The organism is Leifsonia sp. 22587 (genome assembly GCF_052044215.1).
Taxonomy (GTDB): Bacteria; Actinomycetota; Actinomycetes; order Actinomycetales; family Microbacteriaceae; genus Leifsonia; species Leifsonia shinshuensis_C.
In genome coordinates, this window is record NZ_JBQENB010000003.1 from 113,976 (window position 1) to 126,812 (window position 12,837).

The following is a 12,837-nucleotide window of genomic DNA, read 5'->3' on the forward strand; positions in this document are numbered from 1 at the left end:
CAGTCCACCGCGCCCGCCCAGGCCGGCCAGGCCGCCTCAGGCGCACGGCTCAATGCCAGCGGTGATCCTGCAGCGTTATCCGCGGACCGCGTCGCTGGAAGCGGAACCCGCTCGCCAGGATGAGCCGAACGACCCGCTGCCGGTGTCCGCGCCACGGCTCCAGGAGCTCCAGCATCCCCTCGTCGTCGACGCGGCTCCCGGTCAGCGCCTCGCCGACCTGGTGCGCGAGGTGGTAGTCGCCGACACTCACCAGGTCGGGATGCGCGTGGGAGCGCTGCAGCGTCTCCGCGGCCGTCCAGACCCCGACGCCCGGGATGGTCTTCAGCGCGGTCTCCGCCGCGGCGAGCGTTCCCGCGCGCTCCACGGCCCGCTCCAGCGAGGGTGCGACGGCGAGCACGGCCTGGACGGTTCGTGCCCGGCCCGGGTCGACACCGGCGCGATGCCACTCCCACGATGGGATCCCGCGCCACTGCTCCAGCGTGGGGACGACGCGCATGCCCTCCGGCGCAGGGCCGGGCGCCGGCTCGCCGTACCAGCGCAGCAGCCGCGCCCACGAGCGGTACGCCTCCAGGCTCGTCACCCGCTGCTCGATGATCGCCGGGATGAGCGCCTCCAGCATCCGGCCCGTGCGAGCCAGGCGCAGACCGGGGTTGCGGTGCCGGCTGTCGCGCAGCAGGGGGTGGCCGCTCACGTCGAGGCCGGACCAGTCGTCGTCCCGTCCCAGCAGACCCGGGACCGCGGCGATGGCCCACCCGGCGCCCGGCCCCCAGGCCGCTGCCGCGACGGAGCCGTCGGGCGACGGGCGATGGATGCGCAGCGTCGCCGCGCCGTGCGGGGTACGCCAGGTGCGCCACATCCCGCGCAGATCCCACGCGCTGGTGGGATCGTAGGGACCCCGGGCGAGCAGGGCGAGCGTGCCCGGCATGTCGAGAGGGCCGGACGGACGGTACACGGTCTCCGCGTCGGGCGCCGCGCCCGGCCCGGCGGCGCGTGGTGCGGGCAGGACGGCGGACATGCTGGAATGCTACGTCACGCGGCTGACCTTCCGGCGTGCACATCTCGCCTCCCGAGACCCTTCCCGCGTGTCGGGGGTCTCCCCTAGATTTCCGCCATGGGAATCGAACTCGACACGTCCGCTGTCGCGCGCCTGCGCGACGCCGTGACCGGAACCGTCTATGTCCGCGGCGACGAGGGGCTCGCCGCCGAAGTCACCTGCTTCAACCCCGCCATCCGGCATGATCCCGACATCGTCGTCGCCGTCTCCGACGAGCAGGATGTGGTGGAGGCCGTGCTCTTCGCCCGCTCGGCCGGCCTGCCGGTCCGCGTCCAGGCCACCGGCCACGGCGCCGAGGCGCCGATCGTCGGCGGAATGATCATCACCACGCGCGGCCTCAACGGCCTCACTATCGACGCCGACGCACGGCTCGCCCACATCGACGCGGGGCTCCGCTGGGCGCCGGTCATCATCGCGGCGGCGGAGCACGGTCTCGCTCCGGTGACCGGGTCGTCCACCAGCGTCGGAGCGGTCGGTTACAGCCTCGGCGGCGGCCTCGGCCCGCTCGCCCGGCGTTACGGCTTCACCTCCGACTGGATCCGCGGCTTCCGCGTCGTCACCGCGGACGGCCGCATCGTCGTGGCCGACCGCGAGACCAACGCCGACCTCTTCTGGGCGCTCCGCGGCGGAAAGGGCGGCCTGGCGGTCGTCACGCGCATGACGCTGGAACTCGTCCCGCTGCGTTCCCTCTACGGAGGCAGCGTCTTCTTCGAGGGCGGCGCGATCGAACCGGCGCTGCGCGCCTGGGTCGACTGGTCCGCCGAGCTGCCGGATGAGGCGACCACCTCCGTCGCACTGCTCACGGTCCCGGATGTGGACGGGCCGCCGCCGCCCCTGCGCGGCCGAACGGTTCTCAGCGTCCGCTTCGCCTTCCCGGGCGCCACCGCCGAGGGCGAGCGCCTGTTCGCCCCGATCCGGGATGCGGCCCCCGTCTACCTGGACTTCGTGGCGGAGATGCCCGCCACCGCTGTCGCGAGCATCCACAACGATCCGGAGGAGGGCGGCCCGACCTGGATCCGCGGCTACATGCTCGACACCTTCGATCAGGACGCGGCGGACGTCATCCTGGAACTCGCCGGCCCCGGCTCGGGTTCGCCGTTCCTCGCCGTCGAGCTCCGTCAGCTCGGCGGCGCCACCGCGCGCGACACCGACGACGGCTCGGCGGTGGGCGGTCGCGACAGCGGCTACACACTCTCCCTGCTCGCCGCGGACCCGTCCGTGTTCGCCGACGCGGCCCCCGCCCGCGCGCAGGCGATCGCCGAGGCGCTGCGCGACTGCATCTCGGCTGTCACCAACGTGAACTTCGCCGGCGACCTGGCCGACCGCGCGGCCTTCGAAAGCGGGTGGCCCAGCGATGTCGGCGAACGGTTGACCGCGGCACGCGCTCAGTGGGACCCGGAGAAGGTGTTCGCCTTCGGGCCTTCGTGAGTCGGCGGCTCACTCACTCCAGACGCTGGGCGCCTCGACGCGCGTCGAGGGCAGCCCGGCGTCCGCGCCCCACTGCAGCAGCCAGTCCGGCACCGCGACGTCGGTGGGCGACGGACCGACCGCCTCCAGCAGCTCGGCGATCGATACGACGCCCCCCGAGCGCTTCAGGAAGCGTCCCCGGATGAACGCCTGCGTGTAGATCTCGCCGTCGACGGTGAAGCGCTGCTCCACGTAGACCGCCTTCTCGTCGAAGCCGAGGATGCGCGACTCCACGACGAACGGCTGCCACAGCTCCAGAGATTTCCGGAAGGAGATCGTCTCGGAGGCGACCACCGGATACCAGCCGCGGCGCTTGAAGATCGCCCAGACGCCGTTCCGTTGCAGCAGGTCGAAGCGCCCGATGTCGGCGATCGACAGGTACACCCCGTTGTTCATGTGCTTCAGGATGTCGAGGTCGGTCGGCAGCACCCGGAAGCGGGTGCGCGCCACATCCCAGTGGCCGAGCCGGGGCCCGAAGCGCGAGAGGATCGCGTGAAGCATCGTCCGGAAGATCATGTGCACGCGGGCAATAGTAGTGATCAGATCACGGATCGGCGCATTCGTTGTACGCCGTCTCCAACCGAGGCGGCGTCGGGCCGATGCGGCATTGTGCGCACCGCATGACGCTCAGCGCGGGAGCGGCACCTCGAGGATGCTGACGCCGGCGGGCGGCGCGGACAGCGCCTGATCGAGCTCGCCCTTGGTGCGCGCGACGCCGTGGTGCCAGCCGTAGGCGGCGGCAAGGGCGGCGATGTCGACCGAGTGCGGCGTGTACAGCACGCGATCGAACGCCGTCGCCGGCGCGGTGGCGGCGACCTCGAGACCGTCGAAGATGGTCCCGCCGCCGTCGTTGCCGACGACGACCTGGAGGTGCGGATGCGTCTCACCTACCCCGAGGAGCAGCGATCCCGCGTCGTGCAGCAGGGCGAGGTCGCCGAGCAGCACCCGGGTGACACCGGAGGGCGCGCCGGCCTGTTCGGCCGCCGCTGCGGCGGCGCGGGCGATGCCGGTCGCCGTCGCGATGGTCCCGTCGATCCCCGCGAGACCGCGGTTCGCGTGCACGACGATCTTCTTGCCCGGCACGATCCGGTCGACGTCCCGGATCAGGCGGGAGGCGCCCAGCACCAGGCGGTCGTGCGGCCAGGTGTACCGCCAGACCGCCTCCGCCAGGATCGTCCGCGTGATCGGCGCGCGCACGGCCGCGAGCTCCGCCTGCGCGAACGCCAGGGCATCCGCCGGATCGAACGACCGTGCCTTCTCGACATCCGGGGCGACGGCCGCCGGATTCGCCTCCTGCTCGGCCAGTTCGGCGATGCGGCGGCTCGCGAACACCCAGCGGCCGACCCAGCCGCGCACCTCCGGCGACCGGAGGTCAGTGGATGCGTCGGCGCGGACCCCGCCCACGACCCGCGCCCGGCGAGCCGGGTTGTAGGCCTGCGCCCCCGTCGGCGCCACGACGACGACCTCGACGTCATCGCGGGTCAGCAGGACGGGAACCTCTCGGCTCAGGGTCGGATGGCCGAACACGATGGCGCGCTGGACGGCGCCGCCGAAGTCCTCGTCGCGCAACAGCTCGCGGTACGAGACCACCAGGTTGGGCCCGAAGTGCGCGCCGCTGGAGACCTCCGCGACCAGCGGGAGGCCGGCCTCCCGGGCGAATTCTTCGGCGCGCGGCCCGGCGTCGGCGCCGGCGACCACGACCGACCGCAGGCCCGGCTCGATGGTGACGATGGCACGTCCGAGGGCCTCGGTGCCGGCCGTTGAGGGCAGTGCCCCCGTGATCGGCTCCGGCAGCTCGGGAACCGCCGTCGAAAGCGGCTCCCGGAAGGCCACGTTCAGGTGCACCGGGCCCGGGTCGGCGCTGTCCGCACCGACGGCCGAGCGGACGGCCGTCTCGGCCAGCGCTGCGGCCCGGGCGTCCTCGCCCTCGTCGCCGGCCGGCGCCTCCACATCCTCGGACCAGCGCACGGCCGCCGCGTACAGCCCGTCCTGCTGGGTGGTCTGATTCGAGCGGATGCCGCGCAGCTCCTGCGGGCGGTCTCCGGTGAGGACGATCAGCGGGATGCCCGCCTCGTGCGCCTCGAGCACCGCCGGGTGCAGGTTCGCGGTCGCGGTCCCGCTGGTGGTGATGACGACGGCCGGCGCTCCGGTCTCACGCGCGAGGCCCAGTGCGAGGAATCCCCCGGACCGCTCGTCGATCCGTACGTGGAGACGCGCGGAGCCGGAGCGTTCCAGCTCGGCCGCGACGAGCGCCAGCGCCTGCGACCGCGATCCGGGGCTGACGACGAGGTCGCGCACCCCGTTGCGGACCAGGCCGGCGAGGAGGGACAGAGCGAAGTCGGTCGCCGGGTTGCCCGTGGCCCGGCCGGCGAGCGCGGTCGTGCCCGCTTCGGTGGATGCGCCCGTGGCGTCGCCCGCCTGCGGGCGGTCACCCATCCCGGCGGCCGGTCTGGTCGTTGTCGGGACCGTTGTCGTCCAGCTCGGCCAGCTCCTTCTCGAGCTGGCGGATGCGCTCCTCCTGGTCGTGGTCCAGGCGCAGCTTGCCGAGGAACTCCGGGTCGTCGTCGGGTGCGGTCACGCGGCGCCCGACGTCGGATCTGCGGCGGCCTCGTCCGATGAGGAACCAGAGGATCCCGCCGATGACCGGGAACAGGATGATGATGAGCAGCCACACGGGCTTGGGAAGGCCACGCACTCGAGAACGGTCGAACAGGGCGCAGTCTGCCACCGAATAGATGTAGAACACCACGGCTGCGACGCCGAGGGCTATCCAGAGGCGAACCATGGGTCAATCGTAACTCTCAGAGACGGTCTCTAAGCTGGGAGGGTGAAGCGGATTCCCTCTTGGATCACCTACACCGTGCTGCGCCTGCTGGTGTTCGCGGTGCCGCTCGCGATCCTGCTGGTGGTTGGTGTGGTCTGGTGGCTCGCGGTGATCGCCGCCGCCCTCATCGGGCTCTGCCTCTCGTACATCTTCCTGAGCCGTCCCCGCAACGCGGTCTCCTCCGATCTCTACGCCGTCCGCCACCGCGAGACGCCCGCGCACTCGGAGGACGACGACGTCGAGGACGCCGCCGTGGACGGTGCGACCGAGGACCGCGACACGGGAACCGGCCGGCGCGACGGTCAGAAGGCGTAGGCGACGCCGAGCGCGATCCCGACGAGCAGGCCGGTGATGCTCGTCAGCTGCAGGGCGGTGATCAGTTCGCGCGGCGTGCGGCCGAACAGCGTGATGACACAGGCCGGTAGCGCCGCCAGGAGCGCGAACATCCCGAACCAGGCGAACGGGTAGAACACCGCGAGCACCGCAAGGATGCCGAACGGCACGAGAAGCAGCACGCAGAACACGATCCGCGACGCGACGCTTCCGAGCAGCACGGCGAGCGTCCGCTTGCGGGCCTGACGGTCGGGCTCGATGTCGCGGATGTTGTTGACCATCAGCACCGCGCAGGCGATGAGCCCGGCGATCACGCCGCCGTACCAGGCCTCCTGGTTGACCGTTCCGGCCAGCATGAAGGTGGTGCCGACTGTGGCGACGAGCCCGAAGAAGACGAAGACGAAGAGTTCGCCGAGCCCGTAATAGCCGTAGGGGCGCTTCCCGCCGGTGTAGAACCAGGCGGCCGCGATCGCAGCGGCGCCGATCAGCAGGACCCACCAGTGCTGGGTGAGGATCACCAGGATGAGACCCGCGACCGCCGCGAGCGCGAAGAACGTGAGGGCCACCGTCAGCACCGCGCGCGGCGCAGCCTTGCCGGAGCCCGTGAGGCGTCCGGGCCCGACCCGGAACTCGTCGGTGCCACGCACCCCGTCGGAGTAGTCGTTGGCGTAGTTGACGCCGATCTGCAGCAGCACCGCCACGGCGAGGCAGAGCAGGGAGCGGACCGGGTGCCAGACGCCGGGGCCTTCGGCGATCTTCGCCGCGCCGACGCCGATCAGCACGGGGGCAATGGCCAGCGGAAGCGTGCGCAGGCGCGCCCCGGCGATCCAGTCCGCGGTCGTGGCGGGCTTGACGGCCGCGGCGGCGGCACCCGGACGTCCGCTCCGGCCGCCGCGCGGTCCGCGCGCCGTCGGCGGGATGGTCCGCTGCATGCGTGGCTTGTTCTGACTCATCACAGAGCGAATCGTAACAACATCGGCTATGCCTCCCGGTCCGCGGCGAGCGCCGTCACCGCGATGCGGTCGGGCTTGCCGCTCGACAGCCGCGGCACGCGTGCCACCTCGAGGATGCGATCGGGTGCGGCAGCCCGCCCCAGTCGCTCCGCGACGATCCGGCGCAATTCGGAAACGCCCAGCGACGCTGTCCCCTCCACGACGACGACCGGCACCTGTCCCCATTCGGGATGCGGCACACCGACGACCACCGCGTGGCCGAATCCTGCGACCTCCTGGACCGCCCGCTCCACCGCATCCAGCAGAACTTTCTCGCCGCCCGAGATGATCACGTTGTCCGACCGCCCGAACACCGCGACCTCTCCGTCGGCGCCCACCTCGCCGAGGTCACCCGTCCGGTACCACCGGGTTCCGTCCGCCTCGTGGAAGGCAGCGGCCGTCCGTTCCGAATCGCCGAGGTACCCTTCCGCGAGCACCGGCCCGGAGATCTCGAGGAGTCCGTCGACGGCTCGGACGGTCGTCGTCCCGATCGGCATCCCGTCGTACACGCACCCGCCGGCCGTCTCGCTCGACCCGTACGTCGTCACGACGCGCGCGCCCAGCCGCTCCGCGCGATCGCGCAACGTCGGCGTCAGCGCCTGGCCTCCGACGAGAATGCCGTCGAACGCCCGAAGAGCCGCGCCCACCTCTCGCGACCCCACCTCGGCGCTCTCCACCAACCGCGCGAGCTGCACGGGCACGAGCGAGGTGTACCGGAGGTCGCCGGTGAGCCGCCGCGCCGCCTCGGCGAAGCGTTCCGCGTCGAAACGCCCTTCGCCGTACAGCACCGGCTCGCTCTCCGCCGCAAGCGACCGGACCAGCACCTGCGCGCCGGCCACGTAGTGCACCGGAAGCGCCAGCAGCCACTGGCCCTGCCCGCCAAGAGCGCCGGCGGAGGCCGCAGCGCTCGCCAACAGCGCGTCCGCCGACAGTGCCACGCGCTTCGGCGCACCCGTGGACCCTGACGTCTCGATGATCAGCGCCACGTTCTGCGCCACCGTGTCGCCCTGGCTCGGCCACGTCGTCCCGACGCCGCCGTTACCTGACCTCTCGTCACCGGCGTCCGCTCCACCGGGCGCGGCGCCACCTGACCCGTTCTCCTGGTGCCGCGCCCGCGGAACCACGGCATCGCCGCTTCCCGTCAGCGCCTCCCGGAGAGCGACGAACACCTCCTCCGGGTGGGAGGCGTCCACGACCCGTACCGCTCGTGACATGTGCCCGCCTCAGTACTGCCAGGGGAACGGCGACCAGTCCGGTTCGCGCTTCTGCAGGAACGCGTCCCGGCCCTCCACCGCCTCGTCCGTTCCGTACGCCAGGCGCGTCGCCTCACCCGCGAACACCTGCTGGCCCACCAGCCCGTCGTCCACGGCGTTGAACGCGAACTTCAGCATGCGGATCGCGGTCGGCGACTTGGTGAGGATCTCGTTGGCCCACTCGAGGGCGGTCGTCTCGAGCTCGGCATGCGGCACGACGGCGTTCACGGCTCCCATCTCGTACGCCCGCTGAGCCGAATACTCCCGCGCCAGGAAGAACACCTCGCGGCCGACCTTCTGCCCGACCTGGCGAGCGAAGTACGCCGACCCGTAGCCGGCATCGAAGGAGCCGACGTCGGCGTCCGTCTGCTTGAACCGCCCGTGCTCCTCGCTGGCGATCGTCAGGTCGCACACGACGTGCAGCGAGTGGCCGCCCCCCGCCGCCCATCCCGGAACGACCGCGATGACGACCTTCGGCATGAACCGGATCAGGCGCTGCACCTCGAGGATGTGCAGCCGACCGCTGCGCGCCGCGTCGATGCTCGAGGCGGTCTCCCCTTCGGCGTACTTGTACCCGTCCCGGCCCCGGATGCGCTGGTCGCCGCCGGAGCAGAACGCCCACCCGCCGTCCTTCGGGCTCGGCCCGTTGCCGGTCAGCAGCACCACCCCGATCCGCGGATTCGTGCGTGCGTCCTCCAGCGCGGCGTACAGCTCGTCGACCGTGCGCGGCCGGAACGCGTTCCGCACCTCGGGCCGGTCGAACGCGACGCGTGCGATGCGCCCGGTGACATCGTGGTGGTAGGTGATGTCGGTGAGATCGCCGAAGCCGGGGACCTCGCGCCACGCGCCGGGATCGAAGAGTTCTGAGACGTCCGCTTGCATGTGTCCAGCCTACGGTTCAGGCACCCGCGCGGCCGGGCCGTGCAACACTTGGTGGATGCTTCCGGAACTCGCCGACCTGTTAGCAACTTCGCGGGTCGTGTCGCTCCCGATGACCACCCGCTTCCGCGGCATCACGGTGCGCGAGGCGGTGCTCTTCGAGGGGCCGCTCGGGTGGACGGAGTTCTCCCCCTTTGTCGAGTACGACGACCGTGAAGCCTCCTCCTGGTTGCATGCGGCCATCGATTTCGGCTGGCGCCCCACCCCGACGGCACTGCGCGATCGCATCCCGGTCAATGCCACCGTCCCGGCGGTCGACGCGGACGCTGTAGCGGGCGTGCTCGCCCGCTACAGCGGGGCACGCACGGCGAAGGTCAAGGTGGCGGAGCCGGGTCAGACTCTCGCGGACGACGTCGCCCGGGTCCGCGCAGTCCGAGAGACGCTGGGACCGGAGGGCCGCGTGCGCATCGACGCCAATGCCCTGTGGAACCTCGACGAGGCCGAGCACGCCATCCACGCCCTCGCCCCGTTCGATCTCGAATACGTCGAGCAGCCGTGTGCGACGGTGGACGAGATAGCAGAGCTGCGCCGCAGGATCAAGTACATGGGCATCCCCGTCGCCGCGGACGAGAGCGTGCGCAAGGCGACCGATCCGCTCGCGGTGGCGCGGGCGGGCGCGGCGGACCTCCTCATCGTGAAAGCTCAGCCGCTCGGCGGCATCCACTCCGCGCTGCGGATCGTCGAGGAGGCGGGCCTCCCGGCGGTCGTCTCCAGCGCGATCGACACCTCGGTCGGCATCGCCATGGGCGCGCACCTCGCCGCCGCGCTCCCCGAGCTCGAGTTCGACTGCGGTCTCGGCACCGTTGCGATGTTCGTCGACGACGTCTCGGACGACCCGCTGACTCCGCGCGATGGCGTCATCCCGGTGGTGCGCCCCTCCGTGTCGTCCCGACGGCTGGATGCGCTGCGCGCCGACGACGACCGGACGGCCTGGTGGCTCGACCGCGTCCGGCGGTGCCACCGCATCCTCGAGCGGAACGCCGCGCTCTAGCCTCAGCCGTAAAGACGTTCGGGGACGTTCAGCCCGTAGATCGCGCGGCCCGAGTCCCAGATCGCGGCGCAGGCGGCGCGCAGCAGGTTCAGTGGGTCGGACCCTTCCGCCACGATCTTCACGTCGTTGCCGTCGATCGTGACCGTCGCGTCCCCCACCGTCACCGAGCCGTTCCGTGCGGTCTTCACCGCCGGATACGGTTCGCGGAGGCCGCGGAGGTCGCGCAGGATGTACGTGGGACGCGATTCCGCATCCGCCGACAGCAGCTGCTTGCCGCCGTCGATGCCGGTGAGCACCAGCACCGAGGGGATGCCGGCCCGGTTCGCTCCCAGGATGTCGGTGTCCAGACGGTCACCGATGAAGAGCGGACTCTGCGCTCCGAAGCGCGCGACGGCCTCGTCGAATATGGCCCGTTCTGGCTTGCCCGCGACCAGCGGCAGCCGGCCGACGGCCGTGTGCACCGCGGAGACGAGCGTTCCGTTGCCGGGCGCGATGCCGCGCGCGACCGGAATGGTCCAGTCGGTGTTCGTCGCGATCCACGGGCGCTCCGCATCCGACCGGCCCTGGAGGGCGAAGGATGCTTCCGCGAGCTGCGCCCAACCGATGTCCGGAGAGAATCCCTGGATGACCGCCGCGGGATCATCGTCCGCCGAGCGGGTGACCTCGAAGCCGGCCTTCTGCACTTCGTCGACCAGCCCGTCGCCGCCGACGACGAGGATGTTGGCGCCGGCCGGCACATGCTCGGCGAGCAGGCGCACGGCCGCCTGGGGCGACGTGACCACGTCAGACGGTTTCACGGAGAGTCCGAGCTCGCTGAGGTGCTCGGCGACGGACGCATCCGTGCGGGAGGCGTTGTTCGTGATGTAACCGACACGCACGGTTTCCGCTGCAGCATTCAGGCTGTCGACGGCATGCGGGATGGCGTCGGCCCCCTTGTAGACGACCCCGTCGAGGTCGGCGAGCACCAGGTCGACGCCGTCCAGCGGCGCCGCACCGTCAGTGTTCCGTCGGAACAGCGCCATCCTGCGCGTCCTCCCCCTCGTCGGTGTCCGCCGCAGCGCTGTCAGCGTCAGCGGAGTCGCTCTCGTCTGGGACGTCGGTCTCGCCTGGGACATCCGCCTCGTCAGGGACGTCGACCTCTTCTCGGGCGTCGACCTCGTCGGCGTCGGCGAACTCGACCTCTTCCTCGATGACGTCGATCGTCTCGTGCTCGTCGACGGCGTGCGCCTGGTCGAAGGCGGCTTCCGCCCGCGCGGCGCGCTCGCGCCACCGCGCGGCCTGCTCGTCGCGGCCCAGCTCCTCGAGCACCTCGGCGTAGGCGTGGAACAGGTCCGCGCTGTAGCTGAAGGCCCGATCCGGGTCGAGCTGCGGGATCTCGAGCTCAGCGAGCGCGGCCTCCGGCTGGCCCAGGTCGAGGCGCGCGCCGGACATCGCGATGGCAAGGGAGACCTGCACATCGGGCGACAGGGTCGAGCGATCGACGGACCGGCCGAGCTCGAGCGCTCGATCGGGACGGCCCACTCCGCGCTCGCTGTCGACCATCAGGGGCAGCTGGTCGTTCGACCCGGAGATGCGCCGGTACGTGCGCAGTTCACGCAGGGCCAGAGCGAAGTCGCCGATGGCGTACGCCGTGATCGCCAGTGTCTCGCGAACCACGGCGACACGACCGGCTCGCCGGGATGCGGACACCGCGTGACGGTGAGCAGCCTCGGGATCGGTATCGATCAGCCGGGCGGCCATGACGAGGTGCTTCGCGACCCAGTCCGCGTTGTCCTTGCTCAGTGTCTTGAGCTCGACGCGAGCCTCACCAGGGAGGTCGCGCGCCTGGACGTCCTCGGGGATCTCCGGGTCGTCGTGGCGAGGACGGATCGACTGCAGCTCGCGGGCGCGCTGCGCCTCCGCGTCCAGCTGCCGGTCGCCGTCGCGGGCGTCACGGTCACCGCGCGCCGGTCGGCCGTCACGGGTCCAGAGCTTCTCGTCGCGAGCAGGCCGGTCGCGGCGACCGTCGCCCCCCTGGTAGCGAGAAGCGCCACCGCGGGAGTCAGCGCCATCCCTGCGGCCGTACCCACCGCGCTGCTCCGTGCCGCGCGAGTCGTCGCGCCCACGGTAGCCGTCGCGTGGAGCGCTCGACCTCCGGTCGCCGTCGCCGCTCGGACGGTAGCCTCCGGAGCGCTCGGGACGATTCTGGCCGCTGCGACCCCTTTCGCCGCCGGCGCGGTAGCCGCCCTCACGGTCACGGTCCCCACCCGGGCGACCCTTCCACGGCGCACCGCTGCCGGATCGATCCCGCGAGGCTCCGCCCGTACGTGGACGGTCGCTGCCGTCGTCGCGACGCGGTCGGTCGCGCCAGTTGCCGTCGGTGCGCGGACGGTCCTGCCGGCCACCCTCCGTACGCGGACGGTCGTACCGACCACCTTCCGTGCGCGGGCGATCGTATCGACCACCTTCCGTGCGCGGACGGTCGTACCGATTACCGTCTGTGCGTGGACGGTCGTATCGGCCGCCGTCGGTACGCGGGCGGTCGCCGGCGTCGTCGCGGCGCGGTCGGTCGCGCCAGTTGCCGTCGCGAGGCGAGCTCTTCCGCTCGCCATTGCCGGATGCGCGTCGCTGGCTGTCGCCGGATCGCGCGGGCCGCCCGGGCTGCTGCCTGCGGGCGGGACGCTCGCTGCTCGCGTTGTCGTCTGCCGGTGTGTCGCTCACGGCGTCTCCTGTCGGTCTCGGCGGGTCGTGGCCAGCCTATGCGTGGTGCGGCGTTCGACCCCGTTAACGCGAAATGGCCACCCATCACTGGGTGGCCATCTCACAAAGAAGTCCGGCGGTGTCCTACTCTCCCACAGGGTCCCCCCTGCAGTACCATCGGCGCAGAGAGTCTTAGCTTCCGGGTTCGGAATGTAACCGGGCGTTTCCCTCTCGCTATGGCCGCCGAAACACTATTGATGTATCAAAGTGAACGTCGAGCGTTAGCTCGAATCAGTTCTCGACCG

Annotated in this window: 12 protein-coding genes and 1 rRNA gene; 3 read left to right on the forward strand and 10 right to left on the reverse strand. The window is 71.6% G+C overall.

Annotated features, from left to right (window positions below; all coding sequences use genetic code 11):
* Positions 1 to 49 precede the first annotated feature (49 nt).
* Positions 50 to 1,015: a DNA-3-methyladenine glycosylase family protein gene (locus ACTJI1_RS12650; protein ID WP_440742930.1), complete on the reverse strand. Its 966-nt coding sequence runs from the start codon at positions 1,013 to 1,015 to the stop codon at positions 50 to 52.
* 96 nt (positions 1,016 to 1,111) lie between these two features.
* On the opposite strand from ACTJI1_RS12650, the gene ACTJI1_RS12655 reads away from it, so the two are divergent.
* On the forward strand, positions 1,112 to 2,482 hold the full coding sequence (locus ACTJI1_RS12655) for an FAD-binding oxidoreductase (protein ID WP_440742931.1): 1,371 nt from the start codon (positions 1,112 to 1,114) through the stop codon (positions 2,480 to 2,482).
* Positions 2,483 to 2,491: 9 nt separating this feature from the next.
* Here ACTJI1_RS12655 and ACTJI1_RS12660 read toward each other — a convergent pair whose 3' ends face one another.
* From ACTJI1_RS12660 to ACTJI1_RS12670, 3 genes are all read right to left on the reverse strand, one after another.
* Entirely contained in the window at positions 2,492 to 3,052 is a 561-nt protein-coding gene (locus ACTJI1_RS12660; RefSeq protein WP_440743386.1) for a thioesterase family protein, read from the reverse strand.
* A 96-nt stretch (positions 3,053 to 3,148) separates the two neighbouring features.
* Positions 3,149 to 4,957 carry a 2-succinyl-5-enolpyruvyl-6-hydroxy-3-cyclohexene-1-carboxylic-acid synthase gene (gene menD / locus ACTJI1_RS12665; RefSeq protein ID WP_310133030.1) on the reverse strand — a complete coding sequence of 603 codons (1,809 nt, stop codon included), beginning with the start codon at positions 4,955 to 4,957 and terminating at the stop codon, positions 3,149 to 3,151.
* On the reverse strand, positions 4,950 to 5,306 hold the full coding sequence (locus ACTJI1_RS12670) for a PLD nuclease N-terminal domain-containing protein (RefSeq protein WP_440742932.1): 357 nt from the start codon (positions 5,304 to 5,306) through the stop codon (positions 4,950 to 4,952). The genes menD and ACTJI1_RS12670 overlap by 8 nt, the downstream gene beginning before the upstream one ends.
* A gap of 42 nt (positions 5,307 to 5,348) precedes the next feature.
* On the opposite strand from ACTJI1_RS12670, the gene ACTJI1_RS12675 reads away from it, so the two are divergent.
* On the forward strand, positions 5,349 to 5,660 hold the full coding sequence (locus ACTJI1_RS12675; protein WP_310133025.1) for a DUF4229 domain-containing protein: 312 nt from the start codon (positions 5,349 to 5,351) through the stop codon (positions 5,658 to 5,660).
* Here the strand turns inward: ACTJI1_RS12675 and ACTJI1_RS12680 are convergent.
* Genes ACTJI1_RS12680 through ACTJI1_RS12690 form a run of 3 tightly spaced genes read right to left on the reverse strand, consistent with a single transcriptional unit; the run spans position 5,648 to position 8,805 of the window.
* On the reverse strand, positions 5,648 to 6,631 hold the full coding sequence (locus ACTJI1_RS12680; protein ID WP_310133024.1) for a 1,4-dihydroxy-2-naphthoate polyprenyltransferase: 984 nt from the start codon (positions 6,629 to 6,631) through the stop codon (positions 5,648 to 5,650). The genes ACTJI1_RS12675 and ACTJI1_RS12680 overlap by 13 nt on opposite strands.
* A 26-nt stretch (positions 6,632 to 6,657) precedes the next feature.
* Positions 6,658 to 7,884 (reverse strand): AMP-binding protein, encoded by a 1,227-nt coding sequence (locus ACTJI1_RS12685; protein WP_440742933.1) that lies wholly within the window; start codon positions 7,882 to 7,884, stop codon positions 6,658 to 6,660.
* Between the two features lie 9 nt (positions 7,885 to 7,893).
* The gene (locus ACTJI1_RS12690) at positions 7,894 to 8,805 is read right to left on the reverse strand and encodes a 1,4-dihydroxy-2-naphthoyl-CoA synthase (RefSeq protein ID WP_440742934.1); all 912 of its coding nucleotides are present in this window, start codon (positions 8,803 to 8,805) and stop codon (positions 7,894 to 7,896) included.
* Positions 8,806 to 8,860: 55 nt separating this feature from the next.
* Here ACTJI1_RS12690 and ACTJI1_RS12695 point away from each other — a divergent pair, with 55 nt between their 5' ends.
* Complete coding sequence (locus tag ACTJI1_RS12695) at positions 8,861 to 9,853, forward strand: o-succinylbenzoate synthase (protein ID WP_440742935.1); 993 nt, start codon at positions 8,861 to 8,863, stop codon at positions 9,851 to 9,853.
* Positions 9,854 to 9,855: 2 nt separating this feature from the next.
* Here ACTJI1_RS12695 and ACTJI1_RS12700 read toward each other — a convergent pair whose 3' ends face one another.
* The 3 genes from ACTJI1_RS12700 to rrf form a co-directional block, all read right to left on the reverse strand.
* A complete protein-coding gene (locus tag ACTJI1_RS12700; RefSeq protein WP_440742936.1) occupies positions 9,856 to 10,875 on the reverse strand; it encodes an HAD-IIA family hydrolase in 1,020 nt (339 codons plus the stop codon).
* Positions 10,850 to 12,553 carry a hypothetical protein gene (locus ACTJI1_RS12705; protein WP_440742937.1) on the reverse strand — a complete coding sequence of 568 codons (1,704 nt, stop codon included), beginning with the start codon at positions 12,551 to 12,553 and terminating at the stop codon, positions 10,850 to 10,852. Before ACTJI1_RS12705 ends, ACTJI1_RS12700 begins: the two co-directional genes overlap by 26 nt.
* A gap of 110 nt (positions 12,554 to 12,663) precedes the next feature.
* Positions 12,664 to 12,780: ribosomal RNA gene (gene rrf, locus ACTJI1_RS12710) — 5S ribosomal RNA — on the reverse strand.
* Between the last annotated feature and the right edge of the window lie 57 nt (positions 12,781 to 12,837).